This window comes from Pseudomonas sp. GW821-FHT01C01 (assembly GCF_059422645.1).
In genome coordinates this window covers 18255-35824 of record NZ_JBWKXF010000058.1, presented here as the reverse complement: position 1 = coordinate 35824, position 17570 = coordinate 18255, and the positions used below count along the sequence as shown (strand labels likewise).

Below are 17570 nucleotides of genomic sequence, written 5' to 3'. Positions count from 1 at the left end.
TATCTGTCGCCAATAGCCATGGAGCAAAAAGCGGCATAAACACCGTAATCGGTGTCCGGGATTACTTGACCAGTTCACTCCTGCTCCTCGTAGGAGCTGGCTTGCCAGCGAAGGCGACCTGCCAGCCGACCAATTTCTCACAGGTATACCCAATCCCCTGTGGGAGCGGGCTTGCTCGCGAAGGCGACCTGCCAGCCGACCTAAATCTGGCGGATGTACCTCGACCCTGTAGGAGCGAGCTTGCTCGCGATGGCGGCTTACGAGCCAACCATTCACTTGCAGTTGTCCCAGCCCATTGGATTGAGCTTGGTCGGGCACTGCTCCAGTGATGGCAGCCAGACCACCGCTGGATTGCTTCCATCAATGCACCCGGCAAAAAAAACCGCGGCCCCCCACACGAGGCCGCGGTTTTCCATCGGGTTGAAGCCGGCCCCATCAACCAACGTGGCTGATGGGGCGCGGGCTCAGTTGGCGATCACCGGCACCGTCCGCACGGAGCCTTGGGACGAGGTGATCGTGGCAGTCGGGTTCGCTGACGGAACCACCGTGGTGGTGTTGTTCACCGTCAACTTCCAGCGACCGTTCCCCGGTACGGTGGTGGTGCCCAGGGTGACCAGCCCGGCCGGCGTGGTGACCTTGATGGTGATGGTGTTGCCGGTGGTCACCGATGAAGTGCCGGCAAAGTCCCAGGTGAAGCGGTTGTTGGAGCGGGCGCTCACCGTTGCGGTGGTCACTGCGAAGGTTTCCGCAGCAGGCCGTGGCGAGACCTGCACCGTCACCGTGGCCGGCGACGCCGACCGGGCGCCGAAGCTGTCCTGGGCGAAGTAGGTGAAGGTCGTGGTGAAGGCTGTGGTGACCGTGGCCGGCGGGGTGTAGGTGAGCACCGTGCCGTTACCGCTGACGGTGCCGCGACCTGCCGGTGGTTGAGTGAAGCTGGCGACCGCCAGGGGCAGGTTGCCTTCCGGATCGGTGTCGTTGGCCAGCACGTTGATTGGAATCGCCACACCCAGTGTCGTAACGGCATCGGCGACTGCCACCGGAGGGCGGTTAGGCGCCACGGTAATGGTCACGGTTGCCGCCGTCGTCGAGGCCAGGCCTTTGACGTCCTGGGCCTTGTAGGTGAAGGTCGTGGTCAACGGCGCGCTGACGACGGCCGGAGGGGTGTAGACCACCGCCGTAGTGCCGCTCAGTGCCACGGTGCCCTGGCCTGCGGCGGGTTGGGTCAACGCGGTGATGCTCAGTGGGGTGTTGCCGTCCGGGTCACGGTCGTTGGCCAGCAGGTTGAGGGTGATCGGCACGCCGAAGCTGGTACTACCGGTATCGGCGACGGAGATTGGTGCCTGGTTCGCGCCAGTATCCGGCGCCGTACCGACTACAACGACAGGCTCGGTGTCACTGCCGCCGGCGCCGGATTTGACCGTAACGGTTGCCGGGGGTTGGGTCAGGTCAGGCACTGTCAGGCTTTGCAGGGTGCCGGCTTTCGACAGCCGTCCGTAACCCTGGGCGACCATGTCCGGAACCACCACTTCGTCTGTGGAGGTGGCCTCGATCAGCAGGCTGTGATTGCTCCAGCTGTAACGGGCGGTCTGGATTTTCACCACGTCCGAGAGCTTGCTCGACACCGAGGTCGGGCGGGTGGTCCCGGCCGGGTTGGTGGCGGTGACCACCACGACCGCAGGCACGGTTCCGTTGGTCAGCAGATGCTGGGCGAAGAACACACCGTTGTTATCGCTGACCATGTTGGTCTGGCAAGGTGACACAGGCGGGCCGGGCACCAGGGCGATGCTTTCGCGAAAGCACAGGCTCGAACCGTTGGCCGCTTTGGCAAACACCTCGACCCGGGTGTTGGTGCCGCCCGTGCCAGTTGTGCGGCGGTAGGTGGCACGGCTCATGTCCACCGCGGTTTGCGCGCGATTGTCGAGCACCTTGCCGGACAGGGTGAAGAGGTTGGTCTGGAGAGTGCCGGCCGGACCCTGGATACGCACGAAGTTGGTGTTGTTGGGGCTGCCGGTCACGGCTTCGGTGAGGTTCGGGTCGCCGACAAAGGTTTCGACGGCGCCAGTGTCCGGGTTCACCTCGGTATAGGGGCCGTTGACACTGCGCAGGAACGGACCGACCGCACCGTTGAGTGCGCCGCTGAAATTACCCGGTGCACCAATGCCGATGTCCCTGGTGAGGTTGATCGCACGACGGCCGGGGGTGGTGACGTTGACCGTTTCCACGCCGTAAGGGTGGGTAATGATGTAGGTCCCGGCGACGGGAATGTTCACCCGCATACGGATCCGCGCGAAGCTGATTTGATCGCCATCGAGCGGATTTCCGCCAGCGAATGCCGCTTCTATCCCGGCGACATAGGCATCCATACCGTAGCCGGCGGTGTTGTTGGGAATGTTGGTCTCGGCGAGAAACCAGAAGGCTTCGTCTGGCCAGTTATCCGGGAACACCATCGGCTGGGTGTCGTCGAAAATACCCGGCGTCGGCAACAGGGTGCACATGTAGGCCGGCGGCACGCTGGCGGCCACCCGCGAGCTGGCGGCACGTGACTGGCACAGTTCCATCGACAGTTGATTGTTGTCCTGATACCAGATCGGGAATTTCCCGGTGGCAAAGGTGTAAGGGCCGGGATCGACGGCGGCGAGTTGCGCGAAAGCACTGCCGGACAGCAATAGAGTCAGTCCCAGGGCGTTGACCGCCAGGCGTGGCCATTTGTTCATGATGCCTCCTGATGAGGATCTGGGCATGTGAGCGTTCATTGCACGATGACCACTTCTTCGGTATCGCTGCCACCATTGGATGACGTCACGCGAACCTGGGCTGGCGGAATCGGCGTGATGCCGGTGGCCAGGCTTTTGACTGCGCCGTCACCACTCAGGGCGCCGATGGCGATACCGGTGCCGGAGGTGGCGGTGAGTACCGGCGGCGAGATTTCATCGCTGGTCGAAGCCACGATGGTGATTTGCCCGGTGCTCAGGCTGTACTCGGCGCGTGAGATCGTCACCAGGTCGGTCAGCGGCATGGGCAAGGTGGTCGGCGTGCTGCTGGCGATGGCCAGATGATTGTCGGCGGTCACTTGCAAGGTGCTCGGCAACGTCGGATTGTTCGGCGACTGCGCATACCAGTGGCCGGTGGTGTTCGCTTCGGTGAAGTTCAGGACCGGGTTATTGCTGTCCAGGGTCACGGTAGCCGGTGGTGGCGGGGCCATCACGAACACGTCCTGCTGGGCCACCGGGGCACTGGTGCCGGCATGTCGCGAGTAGGTGCTGCGTTCGGCAATCACCGGAGTCGGCCGGACCACCGTCGACAACTTGCCGGATACGGCGAAGAGGTTGGTGCGCAAGTCCAGGCCATTGGGGCCTTCGATGCGTACGTAGTTGGTGTTGAACGGGCTGCCGGTGACGGCTTCCGTGAGGTTCGGATCGCCGACGAATTGTTCGGCCTGACCAGTGGTCGGGTTGGTCTCGGTGTAGGGGCCATTGACGCTGCGCAGGAACGGCCCGACGTCGCCCTTGAGCGCGCCGTCGTAGGTTTTTGGCGCACCGATGCCGATGTCCCGGGTCATGTTGATAGCCCGCCGGCCGGGGGTGTCGACGCTGAACACTTCGACGCCGTAGGGGTGGGTGACGACGTAAGTGCCGGCGGCGGGCACATCGATGCGAATACGGATACGGGCGAAACTGATCTGATCGCCATCCAGTGGATCACCGCCACTGAAGGCTGCTTCGAGCGCCGAGACATAGGTCAGGTCGATGCCTCGGGCAGCATCGACGATGGTGGTTTCGCCGGTGGCCCAGAACGCTTCGTCGGGGAAATTGGTCGGGAAGACCAACGGTTTGGTGTCGTCGAAAATACCGGGGGTCGGGATCAACGAGCACATGTAAGTCGGCGCACCCGGCGCGCTTGGAACCCTGGAACTGACAGCCTTGGATAAACACAGATCAAGGGTTCGGCCGTGGGTATCTTGATACCAGGCGGCGAAATTGCCATTGGCTGGCAGGTAGGGTCCGGGGTCTACGGCAAACAGCGCTGCCTGGGCAATGCCTTGGGCCAGAGCGGTCACGATCAGGGCTGTCGCGGTTTTGCACAGTAAAGGGTGCATGAGTATTCCCTCTATCGAAGTACCTGCCCCTTGGGGACTGGTCAGTTGGCAGGATGTTTGGCAACTTCCATACCAATCAGCGAAAACGCCCGTGAGAAGCTCGGACTAAAGGCCTAGGCGCAGTCGCTGGCGATAGACCGGGAAGCTGGGGCGGGCGGGCAGTTGCCCCCAACTTTGGGGGTGAATGGGGCGCGGGAGGTGGGGATCGCAGTACCCAGGTTCGGGCAAACGGCTATGTGTGGGCTATAAACCTATAGGAGGTTTCCGGGAACCGTGTCCATGAACTCAATCACCAAAGTGCTTGTGACCGAAAGCGAAGCCCGCTTGAACACGCGCAAGCAGCCGTTCGATCTGCTGCGCTGGTTTTCGCTGATCAGCATGGTGGTGATCGGCACGGTGGCGGTGGCGCTGGGGGCGGTGTCCACAAGATTCGTGATCACCGAAAGCGTACAGCGTGATGCGCTGTTGACCTCGCAATTCATTCAGGCGATTGCTTCGGTCGAGGTGCGCAATGTGTCGATCCCCAAGATCCGGACCATGGGCGAGTTGCTCGACCCACGAAAAGACAAGGACTTTTCTGACGTCGACCCGCTGTCACGCGCCAATGCCCGTCATGATTTCCTCGACCATATCGAAAACTTGCCGGACGTGATCCTGGTCAACATCTATGCCCCCGACCGCATGGTGATCTGGTCGACCAACCCGGCCTTGACGGGTATCACGATCCATGGCGATGCAGACCTCGACCGGGCGTTCAGCTCGAAGCTACCCGTGTCGACCAGTTACCACGATGTGGACAAGTCCCGCATGGAGCAGAAGTTCCTGGAGCCACCCAAATTCATCTTCATCGAAAACTACATTCCCCTGTTCGATGCCGATGGCACCACCGTCACGGCGATGGTCGAGATTTACAAGGAACCGCAGGACCTGATCAATCGCATGGAGCGCGGCCTGGTGCTGATCTGGCTGACAACCGCCCTTGGCGGCGGTCTGATTTACCTGGGGCTGTACTGGATCGTGCGGCGGGCGGCGATCCTGCTGGCGACGCAGCAGAAGCAATTGATCACCAATGAAACCTTTGTGGCGCTGGGGGAGATGTCCTCGGCGGTCGCCCACAGTTTGCGCAATCCGTTGGCGAACATCCGTTCAAGCGCCGAACTGGCAATAGAGTTCGACAGCGGTCCGGCACACGGGAACATCAACGACATCATTGGTCAGGTCGATCGCATGTCGAGATGGGTGCGGGAGTTGCTCCAGTCCCTGCGACCGCTCAATGACGAGGCTGAACCGGTAAACCTGGTGGCGGCACTGCATGACAGCCTGATGGCTTACGAGCATCAGATCAGCAAAGCCAGGGTCAACGTGGTGTTCGAGCCGGACCAGACGCCCATGGTGCTGAGTCAGCAGGTGCAACTGACCCAGATCCTCAACAGCCTGCTGTCCAACGCGGTGGAAGCCATGGACAGAGGCGGCGGTACGCTGACCATCCAGATCGAGCCGCGCGATGCCCAGCGCGTCAGCGTCACGGTGAGTGATACCGGCAAAGGCATGAGCGAAGAACAACGCACCATGGCCTTCCGGCCGTTTTTCACCACCAAGCAGGGCGGGCTGGGCGTCGGGCTGGTGCTGGTCAAGCGGATCATGGAGCGTTTTGGCGGTGCGGTGACCCTGGATAGCCGTGAAGGCGTGGGCACCACTGTCCGCCTGTTGTTCAATCTGGTCCCCTGACAATGGGGATGAACCATCCCCGTTAGCGGGTATCAATCCCCAGGCATTTCCACGGAAATGGCACATTAATGTTGGTAAGCCATTGATTCATTGAGTGTTAGTACTTTTGTATAAAAGAGTTACAAGATTGGCGAGGTCCTTGCACAACCACCATCACCCCCTTCACGACATCGAGGCGGCTGGTGATGGAAAGAAATGCGCGGTACAAATTCAAACGTTTAGGACTGTTAGCGCCCTTGGGCGTCCTGCTGATGATGACGCTGGGAACAGCGACACTGCGCGCCAGCCCCATAGATGATGAGCGACAGCCAGAGCCTACCGATCCTTCGGCTTATAACGACGAACCCGCTGATGAACCCGCGGCGCTGAATGCCATTTTGAGCATGCCGGGGGCCAACGTAGGTTCCTTCGATTTGCCGAACGGGGTCAATGGCACACGCAACACCACGCGAGTGGAAAACATCCTGCCGCCTGCAGTGCAGACCAGCTTCAACTACCCCACCAATGGCAAGCCCAGCCCTTTGTTCGGTGCGCAGCCATTCACCCAGCAACTGCTGTTATTCGAAGAGTTCGGTCCGGAAAAACTCGACCCCACCACACCCGCGGCGCCCTTGCCGTTTCCACCGGCGGCCATTGGCCCGTTGCCTCAACAGGACCCGACCAGTGCGGCCCGCAGCGCACCGCCCAGTCCGGCGCTCGATGCGTTCCTGCGTCAACCGGGGCTGACACCGTTCCCCAGCCAGTACTCCAATGTGGTTGACCGCAACCCCTGGCAGGCACAGATCGAATACTTCCTCAACCGTCACATTGGCTCTTCCGCCGAAGGTCGCCCGCCAGGAAAGGGCTGGTCCCATCAGCGCTGGAACGAGTTCTACCCGCAAAAGGCCTACAAAACCGTGCAGACCGGTGCGCGGGTCAACGGCGGTGTGCGTGACAGCCATCAGATGCACGGCTATGCCCTGGGTGAGTTCGGCCCCGGTGGCCTGTATCACAACGTCGCGGGCGTACCGGCAACGGACGGCACCGCCAAAGGCGTCGATCCCCGGTTCCACCCGGCCATGCCGGTACAGAACCACAATTCGGTGTGGACCTTCGACGGCACCTTGCCGCCAAAACTGTTGATGGTGCGGTATGGCCAGCCGGTGTTGATGCGTCACTACAACGGTTTGCCCATCGACCCGGCAGCGAACATGGGTTTTGGCCTGCACACCATCACCACCCACGAACACAACGGGCACGCACCGGCGGAAAGCGACGGCTATGCCAACGCGTTTTTTTTCCCGGGGCAGTACTACGACTATCGCTGGCCGATCCAGTTGGCCGGCTATGACAGCATCAACACCAACGCTCAGGATCCGCGTGCGGCGTTCCCGTGCTCGCCGGGCGAAACCCTGTGGACCAACGACGGCAGCCCGGGTCTGAAAACCTGCGACCACGGCACCATCAAGATCCGTGGCGACTGGCGCGAAACCATGAGCACCCACTGGTTCCACGACCACATGCTCGATTTCACCGCGCAGAACGTCTACAAGGGCAACGCGGCGATGATGAACTACTACAGCGCCCTGGACCGTGGCAACGAGTCGGTCAACGATGGTGTCAACCTGCGTTTTCCTAGCGGCAGTGCCTTGCCTTGGGGTAACCGCGACTACGACGTCAACCTGTTGTTCGCCGACAAGGCCTGGGATCAGAACGGCCAACTGTGGTTCAACCCGTTCAACACCAACGGCTTCCTGGGCGATCAGGTGCTGGTCAACTGGCAGTGGAAACCGACCCTGGACGTGCGCGCCCGCAGCTACCGGTTCCGCATGCTCAACGGTTCGGTATCGCGTTACTACAAACTGGCGCTCGTGCGTGAAATCAAGGGCACCAGTGGCGAGTTCCAGGGGCCTAAAGGCTCCGGTGTGTCCTATGCCCGCGTGCCGTTCCACATGATCGCCAACGACGGCAATATCATGGAACACGCGGTGCCCTTCGACGGCAGCATGGACCTGGACGGCGACGGCGACAAACAGAACCACAACGCAATCCTGCCCACCCAGGGCATTGCCGAGCGCTTCGACATCATCGTCAACTTCGCGAAAAACGGCATCAAGCCAGGCGACAAGGTGTTCTTCGTCAACCTGCTGGCCCACGAGGACGGCAAAGGCCCGAAAGAACCCATCTCCCTGGCTGACGTGCTCTCCGAAAATTACAAAGCGGTGATCAAGCAAACCAGCAAAGGGCCGATGTGGGACAGTGGCGACCCGGCGGTGGGCAAGGTGTTGCAACTCAACGTCAAGGCCTACACCGGCCAGGACCTGGCCATGGACCCTGCAGCCTACGAACCGGCCAAACCGGGCAAGGCTGAGGGCATGGTGATGATCCCGCTGAAGATCCATCGCGACAACGCGGCCGACAAGGCGCTGCTGGCCAAGGCCCGCCATCGCACCTTCACCTTTGGCCGCTCCGACGGCACCGATGAGGCGCCCTGGACGGTCAAGACCGATGGCGGCTTCGGCTTCCACATGGATCCACGTCGCCTGAGCGCTGCAACCCACCTGGCCAGCGGCCCAACCGATGCCGGCACCACCGGATTCGGAACATTGGAAGTGTGGAACATCAGGCTCGGCGGCAGTGGCTGGAGCCACCCGGTGCATGTGCACTTCGAGGAGGGGATCATCCTCAGTCGTGGCGGCAAGGCCCCACCAGAGTGGGAAAAGTGGGCGCGTAAGGACGTATACCGCATCGGCGCTGAAAAGGATGGCCTGGACAACGTAGAGATGGCGATCAACTTCCGCGAATTCGCCGGGACCTACATGGAGCACTGCCACAACACCCAGCACGAGGACAACTCCATGCTGCTGCGTTGGGACATCGAGAAGCCCGGGCAATTTCAGTTGATGCCGACTCCACTGCCAAGCTGGGATGGTGTGCGCTACGTGAACTCCGCCGCGCTGCCAACCTTCCTCAATGGCGACGGCTTCGGCCCTAAAGTGGTGGCCAAACCTTGAACAGGGAGGGTGTCGACATGAACATGAACACGCATTCACCACGCCCACGAGCGTTGGGCATAGACCTGGTGCTGATGCTGGTGACCGGATTGCTGGCCAGCCATCTGCTGGTCGCCAACCAGCTCACGTCGACGCCCGAACCTGCTCTGGCATCCACTCCCGTACCTGCTGAAGTTGAACCCGCCACCCCGTGGGGTGGCGGCTATTTCCCCAACACCCTGCTGACCGACCAGGACGGTCAGCAGGTGCGTTTTTTCGATGACATGATCAAAGGCAAGGTGGTGGTGATCAACTTCATCTTCACCTCGTGCAGCGACTCCTGCCCCCTGGAAACCGCGCGCCTGCGCCAGGTGCAGAAACTGCTGGGGGATCGGGTCGGCAAGGACATCTTTTTCTACTCCATCAGCATCGACCCCTTGAGTGATACCCCCGAGGTGCTCAAGGCCTATGCGCAACGCTTCCAGGTCGGGCCCGGGTGGAAATTCCTCACCGGGGAATTCGCTGACGTCACCGAACTGCGGCAGAAACTGGGGCTGTTCATCGAAGGCATCGATAACGGGCGCAGCAAGGACCACAACCTGAGCCTGATCGTCGGCAACCAGGAAACGGGCCGCTGGATGAAAGCCTCGCCGTTCGAAAACCCGTGGATTCTGGCCGACCAACTGGCCAATACCTTGCAGAACTGGAAGCAGCCCAGCGTGGAAGAGAGCTATGCCAACGCTCCGGAAATCCGTCCTCCGAGCAATGGCGAAGAGCTGTTTCGCACCCGCTGCGCGTCTTGCCACAGCCTTGGCCCGCTGGACGGGCAGGGCATCGGACTGCGCAGCATCGGCCCGGACCTGATTGGCGTGACCCATCAGCGCGATCCGGTCTGGCTCAACCGCTGGATCCGCGAACCTGACCGCATGCTCGCGGAAAAGGACCCGATTGCGATAGAACTGTTCGAACGCTACAACAAGATCCCGATGCCCAACTTGCGGCTGGATGAGCATTCCGCCCAGTCCATCATCGATTTCCTGCACGAAGAAACCAACCGTCAGCATCCGCCAGTGACGCCATTGGTCAGTGGAAACGAGGAGCCTGAACATCATCATTCGATCGCGCCCCCCGACATGCCGCAGGTGCAATAGTGTCAAAAAAATTACGTTGGCCAGTCAGTGGCTATCAATGCCACCTACACTGATCCAGATAGCAGCTGAAAAGGCTCGATATCAAGCATCCAGGACACAGCCATGCAGATACTCGAACAACAAAAAGTAGCTGCGCCGCAGGCTCCGGCAGCACAGCGCAAGGGTTGGCAGCCGCAGTTCAACTTGCTGCGCTGGTTCTCCCTGGCGAGCTTTCTGATTATCGCCGCGGTGGCGCTGGGGCTGGGTTACATTTCCACGCGCTTTGTGGTCGACGAAAGCATCGAGCGCGATTCGATGCTGACGGCGCAGTTCATTCAGTCCATTGGCGAGGCCGAAATCCGTCATGCCGGCATTGTCCCGAACCGAACCATGGGTGAAATGCTCGACCCGCGCCTGGACCATGCCGACCCCAATGTCAGCCCCGAATCCCGGGCCGCCGCACGCATTGAGTTTCTTGACCATGTGGAGCATCTGCCGGATATCCTGCTGGCGACGGTGTACGCCCTCGACCGCACCGTGGTCTGGTCGACCAACCCCGAGTTGATCGGTGTGCGCATCGAAGGCGACGATGAGCTGGACGAATCCTTCGAAATGAAATCGACGGTGTCCACCAGTTACCACGAAATCGATGAGCAGCGTCCCGAGCAGCGTTTGCTGCGCGAACCGGAGTATTTGTTCGTCGAGAACTACATTCCGATGTTCAACACCGACAGAAGCAAAGTGATTGCCATGGTGGAAATCTATAAAGAGCCGCTGGATCTGGTGGGACGCATCCAGCGTGGCTTCAAGGCGATCTGGCTGGCTACGCTGATCGGCGGGGCGGCCATTTACCTGGGGCTGTACTGGATCGTGCGACGCGCGGCGATGCTGTTGCAGAGCCAGCAGAAACAACTGATCGCCAACGAGACCTTTGTCGCCCTTGGCGAGATGTCTTCGGCGGTCGCCCACAGCTTGCGCAACCCGCTGGCAAATATCCGTTCCAGCGCCGAACTGGCCCAGCAAATCGCCACCCAGAGCGCGCAAAAGAACATTGGCGACATCATCAATCAGGTCGACCGAATGTCGCGCTGGGTCCGTGAATTGCTGGTGTCGTTGCGACCGATGAATGACGATTTTGAGACGGTCGACCTAGTGCTGGCCCTTGAAGACACCTTGAGTGCCTTCGAGTCCTTGATCAAACGTTCGGACGTCGAAGTGCGTTTCGCTCCTGTCAGCGTGCCACCGGTCGTCAGCCAACAGGTGCTGCTCACGCAAATACTCAATAGCCTGTTTGCTAATGCACTGGAAGCCATGCCCAAGGGTGGCGTGCTGACGATCGAGATCGATTCCTCGGTGCCCGGCGACTTGAGCATGATCCTGACCGACACGGGCAAGGGCATGTCCACACAACAGCAACAGATGGTCTTCAAGCCGTTTTTCACCACCAAACAAGGCGGGTTGGGTGTAGGCCTGGCCCTGGTCAAAAGAATAATGGAGCGTTTTGACGGCTCGGTCGAACTGACCAGCCGGGAGCAGGAAGGAACCCGCGTTTGTCTCAATTTCAAAGTGGCAACGGGAGGGGAATATGGAGCACAGCGTTCTGCTGGTCGAGGATGACGAAATCCTCGCCGAAAATATTCAGACTTACCTGGAGCGCAAAGACTTCGAGGTGACCGTCTGCCACTCGGCTGAAGACGCACTGGAGAAATTGGGTTCTTTCACTCCCGACGTGGTACTGACCGACAACTCGTTGCCGGGCATGAGTGGTCACGACCTGATCCAGAAGCTGCGCATCCGCGCGCCGGATCTGAAAGTGATCATGATGACCGGCTACGGCAACGTCGAAGACGCCGTGGTAGCGATGAAAGAGGGCGCCTTTCACTACGTCACCAAACCGGTGGCCCTGCCAGAACTCAAATTGCTGCTGGACAAGGCCCTGGCTACCGACCGCATGGAGCGCACGCTGTCGTTTTACCAGGAACGTGAGGCCCAGAAGTCGGGGGTGCAGGCACTGATTGGCGAATCGGCACCAATGGCCTATCTCAAGGGCACCATCAGCCAGTTGCTCGACGCCGAACGGCGGATGACCAACAGCGATCTGCCGCCGGTCCTGGTGGAAGGCGAGACGGGTACCGGCAAGGAACTGGTGGCCCGGGCCTTGCACTTCGACGGCCCGCGCAGCAAGGGCCCGTTCATTGAATTCAACTGCGCCTCGATCCCGTCCAATCTGGTGGAATCGGAACTGTTCGGTCATGAGAAGGGCGCCTTTACCGACGCCAAGGATCGTCGCATGGGGCTGGTGGAAGCGGCCGATGGCGGCACGCTGTTCCTCGATGAAATCGGTGAAATGGACCTGTTGTTGCAAGCCAAGCTGCTGAAACTGCTGGAAGACCGGACCATTCGCCGGGTCGGTTCGGTGAAGGAGCGCAAGGTCGATCTGCGGGTGATCAGCGCCACCAACTGCAATCTCGAACAGATGGTCCAGCAAGGCAAATTCCGCCGCGACCTGTTTTTCCGCCTGCGCATCATTTCGATCAAGGTGCCGCGCCTGTATGCCCGTGGCGACGATATCCTGCTGCTGGCCCGGCACTTCCTGGCGCTGCATGGCAAACGCTATGGCAAGCCGAACCTGCATTTCAGTAATCAGGCCGAGGAGCTGCTGCTCAGCTACAGCTGGCCGGGCAATGTGCGCGAATTGCGCAACATGCTGGAGCAAACCGTGTTGCTGGCGCAAAGCGATACCATCGCCGCCCATCAGTTGAATGTCTGCCTGAGCCTGGTGGATGAGCCACCGATGTTTCATCAGGAGCCGCAACAATTCAGCGAACTGCGTCCGTCCTACAACGGCACCGAATCCATGAACCTGCCGGAAGTGGAGCGCGACATGGTGCGCAAGATGCTCGACAAGACCGACTGGAACGTCACCAAATCGGCACGCTTGCTGGGACTTAGCCGCGACATGTTGCGCTACCGGATCGAAAAGCTCGGCCTCGCCCGCCCGGACAAACGCCAGTGGTAGGGGGCGTTCTCAATTGGTTTCCCTACCGCGCCGGGTCTGCTGTTGTGCAGGGCAAGGCGCGAGAAGCGCAGTTTGGTCATTTCAAATCAGCTTCGAGCAACACAGCCCTGCACAACAGCAGGCCCGGCCCTTCGGGTTGTGCCTTAAAGCTGGCCATGCTGCGTTGCAGGCCTTGGAAAGGGAACAACCATTCCCAGCGGCCTACGCCTTGCCTGGCCAGCTTTAAGGCGACAACGCGGTGGGGAAACCAATTGAGAACGCCCCCTAGGCTCACTGCAACACCGGGCCTTGTCTCAGACAGGACAGCATGCAGCTGGGGTTCTCGACTTCCTGGTTCACATAGACGCCACGCTCCGGATCGTAGGAGCGGATAAACACCCGAACCGTGGCGTCGGCCACGGTCGGCAGGCGCGAGTCGTAGAACACGTGCTCGCTGGAAACCGGAATGAATTCCCCGGGCGCGGTCGGGATGTACGAACCCGGCGGCACGATGCTGATGGACGGTGGTACAGGGTGCGCGAAGGGTTGGTCGGCGCCGTAATAGTTGAATTCACTGCTGTAGTCAGTGGTGTTTGGAAAGTCGCCGGCGTGGGCGACAGCGGTCGCGCTCAGGCAGAAGGCGAGCAAAAACGTCAGGTCGGTTTTTTTCATGGCAACACCTGCGAAATCGGTTTAATCGCATGCCCCAAGGTCATTAACTATAGCTGCGGCCGTGGGCAGCCGTCGGCGCTGTGCGGATTACAAGTTCGCAACACATGCCAGGAGGAGGTTGATCTAGACTCCGGCCGGTCAAATCGACGACCCGAACCCTGGAGCGAGCAATGGAACTGCCGACAAAAGAACAAGCCATCGCCAGTAACCGCGATGCCTGGAATGACTCCGCCCGTCACCACAAAGACTCCTGCGAATGGCAAGCCTTGTTGAAAGACGTGGCGCACGCGGATTTTTCCTGCCTGGATGACACCCTGACCGCTTTGCTGACCCAGACAGGTGTCGACGGCAAGGAAGTGGTGCAACTGGGCTGCAACAACGGCCGCGAATGTCTGTCGCTGTTCGCCCTGGGCGCGCGGAGCGTGGTGGGCGTCGACCAGTCCGACGCGTTTCTCGAACAGGCACGGGAACTGGCGTCCCGCTCGCCCCATGCACCGCAATTCATCGAAGCGGACATACACCACTTGCCGGCTCAATTGCAGGATCGCTTTGATCTGGCGTTGATCACCATCGGCGTCTTGAACTGGATGCCGGACATCGGCGAATTCTTCCGCCATGTGGCGCGCACGCTGAAGCCGGGTGGCGCGCTGGTGGTGTACGAAACCCACCCGTTCCTGGAAATGTTCGACCCCGAGGCAACCGATCCTTATCACCTGGCCACCTCATACTTCCGTAGCGAACCGTTCGTGCAACACGAGCCGATCGTCTACGAAGGCAAGGTCGAACAGCCGTCGGCGGCGTCCTACTGGTTCGTCCACACCCTGGGCGACCTCTTCAGCGCTGCCATTGCGGCAGGGCTGCAGATCCGTCACTTCAAGGAATACCCGCATTCCAATCGCGAAGAACTTTATGACCGCTATCAGCAGCAGGTGGCGCAGTTACCGTTGTGTTTTACGTGGGTGGTGGTGAAGAACTGAGTAGCGGCTGCTGACGCCATCGTGAGCAGGCCCGCGAAGGCGGCCTGACAGCCGACCTGTCTTTTGTTGATGGTGTACATATCCGTTGCTGCGGTAACGGCGGCTTAGGGTTTCGCCCTTACGGCGAGTCCCTTTGGCAAACGCCCCAAAGGAACCAAAGGTCTCGCCCCTTGCGTACGGCCCCTCGCTGAGGCTCGGGGTTCCTTCGCTCCGGCATTCATCCGGGGGCATCGCCTCCGGTCGGCTTCGCTTCGACCTCCTCTCGATGTGTTCGGCTTCGCCGAACGGCGCTGCGCGCCTACCCCCGGATGAACGCCGGAACGAAGCCTCCCGAGGGGGCGGGTGGATCAAGATCAAACGCTGCAGGCGAGCTAACGCTCGGCCTGATGAGTGGTGAAGAGCGCGGGTGTACGCCGATCTGCTCCTGTTCTTCGTAGGAGCTGGCTTGCCAGCGAAGGCGGCCTGACAGCCGACCTGAATCTGGCGGATGTACCTCGGCCCTGTGGGAGTGAGCCTGCTCGCAATGGCGGCCTGCCAGCCGACCAGAATCTATCGGATGTACTGGGTCCCTGTGGGAGCGGGCTTGCTCGCGAAGGCGGCCTGCCAGCCGACCTGAATCTGGCGGATGTACCTCGACCCTGTAGGAGCGAGCTTGCTCGCGAAGGCGGCCCGCCAGCCGACCTGAATCTGGTGGATGTACCTCGACCCTGTAAGAGTGAGCCTGCTCGCGATAGCGGCCTGCCAGCCGCAGGTACATCACAGACAAACGAATTCAGCAAACAAGACGGTCGGTAGGCCGCCTCGGGCGCTTTTGCGGTACACGCCCCCCTCGTGAGGCCGAACGTCAGGGGCAAGAGCCCTTGGTTACTTGGGGCTTTTCCAAGTGACCCGCTGTAAAAGCTGAGCCCTAAGTGGCCGTTACCGCAGAAATGGATATGTACACCAGTAAAAAACACGTCGACCAACACACAGCCTTCGCGAGCAAGCCCGCTCCCACAGGGATTGCGAGTTATTCCAGAACGGTCTGTGCACGTTGAGGTGTGGCATCGCCAGCGGCGGTGTAGGCCACCCGCGGCACACCCGGCAAACGCTGTTCCAGCAATGCACTCAAGGACTCTCCAGGTTCCAGGTAGGCATCGCCGAAGTCGGCGCCGAGCCGGTTCGGGTGGGCGACGATTTCCAGTAATCCTTCGGCTGGCGGCTCGGCATTGCGTAGATCCACCGGGGTGCACACGTAGTCGGCGGTGGCGCCGGCCAGGTTGTTCAGGCGACGGTTGAGCAGGTCCTTGAACACGCGTTTGGGCAGGCTGAGGTTTTGTCCCAGGTTGCGCGCCAGACGCACCGGCACCCCCTGGCGAGCGGCGAAGCGCGCGACGATCTCGCCGATCGGCCAGATGTTGTGCACGTGTTGATGGGAGTCCAGGTGACTGGGGCGGATGCCGTTGTCCAGGCAGCGCTGCCACTGGGCTTCGAGTTCTTCAAGCACGGCGTGGCGGTCCCGGCGCCCGAGCCAGAGGCGGGTGCGGGATAGGTTGAGGTCGAACACGCCGGCACCGTCGCAAAACGTCGGGCGGCGCAGAATGCTTTGGCTCAACGGACGGCCGTAGGTCAGGTTGAAGTGCAGGCCGATGCGGCCTTCGAGCAATGGATGCCGGGCCAGGACGCAGGCCGCTTCGAACGCCGGCATGTTGGCCATGGCGGTGGCGGAACTGATGAGCCCGGCCTGGAATGCGCCCAGGATCACGGCGTTTTCGCAGGCACTGAGGCCGAAGTCGTCAGCGTTGACGATCACTTGCCGAGGCATGTTCACCCTCCTTGAGTTTTTCCGTAGGCGCAGGCGCTTTGACCGCGGGCGTTGCGACGGGCGCCGGGGTGGCGACTGTGGCCGCCGTGCGCCGGGCGCGCCATTGCTGCAATCGGGGCTTGAAGCGTTGCCAGACCCGCAAGGCCAGCCCCAGCACCAGACCGCCTGGACGCCAGGAATAAAAACTCCAGCGCCAGTGTTCCAGTTGCCCGGTCATGCGTTCGTGCAGTTGATGGCTGGAGTTTTCCAGGCTGACCCGTGACGCATCAATCCAGTGCCAGTTGTCTTCCAGGCCCCAGCGAATCCACTCATCGAGTAGCACCCGGCCGCTGCCCAGGTCGGCATATTGCGGCAGGAATGCCAAATTGTAGTCGTACAGTCGGCCCTGTTCCAACAAGCCGAGACGATAGCTGACACAGCGCCCCTCCAGCTCCAGCACCACCACGCGCACCAGGCCTCGGGCCGCCAGGGCGGTGAAGGCGCGGTCCATCCACTGGCGATGGCGCGCATCGGAAAAGATCCCGACCCCTTCATCGCCTTTCCAGCTCACCGCTTCGACTTCACTGATTTCCTGCAACAGCGGCCCCATGGTCAGGGCGTCGGGGGTAATCCGTCGCACCTGGGCACCACAGGCGGCGATGCGTTTGCGCGCGCGGCGCAGTTTGTAGCGCGGGTCGCCGGAGACTTCCTGATGGTCGGCCTCGCTGATCAAGTGCACCGGCACTCGACAGCTGAGGCGTTGTTCGGTGGTCGAACTCAGCGCCTGCCACGGTGCCAGGGCCTGCGCCTGGGCCGTGGAACCGGCCAATTCATTGAGTTGCAGCACGGCATGGGGCAGGCGTTGACGGATCTGCGTCAGCGCCTTGCGTAAATTGTCGCCGTCCAGCCTCGTCAGCAGCGCGAGGCGGTCGGCGAGGGGATAGCCCAAATGATGCAGGACTCGAAACGGCAAACGCGCAAAGCGTTCCACGGACGCCACCAGTGGCAGGCACAGCGCCAGTTCGTCACCCTGCCAGCCGAGCAGCACGTGCAACTGCTCGCCGGGCTTGAGCGCCAGTTCCGATGCGTATAGCCAGGCCAGGGAGTTGAACGGCGTGTGGTCCGTTACGCGCTGGCGCAACGCTTCGTAAGCCGCTGCCGGAAAGTCGTGGGTGCACAGCGAAGTGCACCATTCGAATCGTGCAGACATAAGG

11 protein-coding genes are annotated in these 17570 nt (G+C 61.1%); 6 read left to right on the top strand and 5 right to left on the bottom strand.

The window, feature by feature from the left end:
- Positions 1–464: 464 nt before the first annotated feature.
- A complete protein-coding gene (locus AC07XF_RS25060) occupies positions 465–2714 on the bottom strand; it encodes an Ig-like domain-containing protein (protein ID WP_495028635.1) in 2250 nt (749 codons plus the stop codon).
- Between the two features lie 35 nt (positions 2715–2749).
- Positions 2750–4096 carry a hypothetical protein gene (locus AC07XF_RS25055; RefSeq protein WP_495028634.1) on the bottom strand — a complete coding sequence of 449 codons (1347 nt, stop codon included), beginning with the start codon at positions 4094–4096 and terminating at the stop codon, positions 2750–2752.
- A 279-nt stretch (positions 4097–4375) separates the two neighbouring features.
- Here AC07XF_RS25055 and AC07XF_RS25050 point away from each other — a divergent pair, with 279 nt between their 5' ends.
- From AC07XF_RS25050 to AC07XF_RS25030, 5 genes are all read left to right on the top strand, one after another.
- Positions 4376–5824 (top strand): sensor histidine kinase, encoded by a 1449-nt coding sequence (locus tag AC07XF_RS25050; protein WP_495028633.1) that lies wholly within the window; start codon positions 4376–4378, stop codon positions 5822–5824.
- 254 nt (positions 5825–6078) lie between these two features.
- A complete protein-coding gene (locus AC07XF_RS25045) occupies positions 6079–8817 on the top strand; it encodes a multicopper oxidase domain-containing protein (protein WP_495028636.1) in 2739 nt (912 codons plus the stop codon).
- 17 nt (positions 8818–8834) lie between these two features.
- Entirely contained in the window at positions 8835–9947 is a 1113-nt protein-coding gene (locus tag AC07XF_RS25040) for an SCO family protein (RefSeq protein ID WP_495028632.1), read from the top strand.
- A gap of 102 nt (positions 9948–10049) precedes the next feature.
- The gene (locus AC07XF_RS25035) at positions 10050–11543 is read left to right on the top strand and encodes a sensor histidine kinase (RefSeq protein ID WP_495028631.1); all 1494 of its coding nucleotides are present in this window, start codon (positions 10050–10052) and stop codon (positions 11541–11543) included.
- Positions 11512–12945: a sigma-54-dependent transcriptional regulator gene (locus AC07XF_RS25030; protein WP_495028630.1), complete on the top strand. Its 1434-nt coding sequence runs from the start codon at positions 11512–11514 to the stop codon at positions 12943–12945. Before AC07XF_RS25035 ends, AC07XF_RS25030 begins: the two co-directional genes overlap by 32 nt.
- 270 nt (positions 12946–13215) lie before the next feature.
- Here AC07XF_RS25030 and AC07XF_RS25025 read toward each other — a convergent pair whose 3' ends face one another.
- Positions 13216–13596, bottom strand: coding sequence for a hypothetical protein (locus AC07XF_RS25025; protein WP_495028629.1), 381 nt, complete (start codon positions 13594–13596; stop codon positions 13216–13218).
- A gap of 170 nt (positions 13597–13766) precedes the next feature.
- Between AC07XF_RS25025 and AC07XF_RS25020 the strand changes: the two genes are divergently transcribed.
- Positions 13767–14573: a class I SAM-dependent methyltransferase gene (locus tag AC07XF_RS25020; RefSeq protein ID WP_495028628.1), complete on the top strand. Its 807-nt coding sequence runs from the start codon at positions 13767–13769 to the stop codon at positions 14571–14573.
- A 1009-nt stretch (positions 14574–15582) separates the two neighbouring features.
- Here the strand turns inward: AC07XF_RS25020 and AC07XF_RS25015 are convergent.
- Together AC07XF_RS25015 and AC07XF_RS25010 are read right to left on the bottom strand one after the other, a co-directional pair.
- Positions 15583–16377, bottom strand: coding sequence for a ChbG/HpnK family deacetylase (locus AC07XF_RS25015; RefSeq protein ID WP_495028627.1), 795 nt, complete (start codon positions 16375–16377; stop codon positions 15583–15585).
- Positions 16349–17566, bottom strand: coding sequence for a GNAT family N-acetyltransferase (locus tag AC07XF_RS25010; protein WP_495028626.1), 1218 nt, complete (start codon positions 17564–17566; stop codon positions 16349–16351). The genes AC07XF_RS25015 and AC07XF_RS25010 overlap by 29 nt, the downstream gene beginning before the upstream one ends.
- Positions 17567–17570 lie beyond the last annotated feature (4 nt).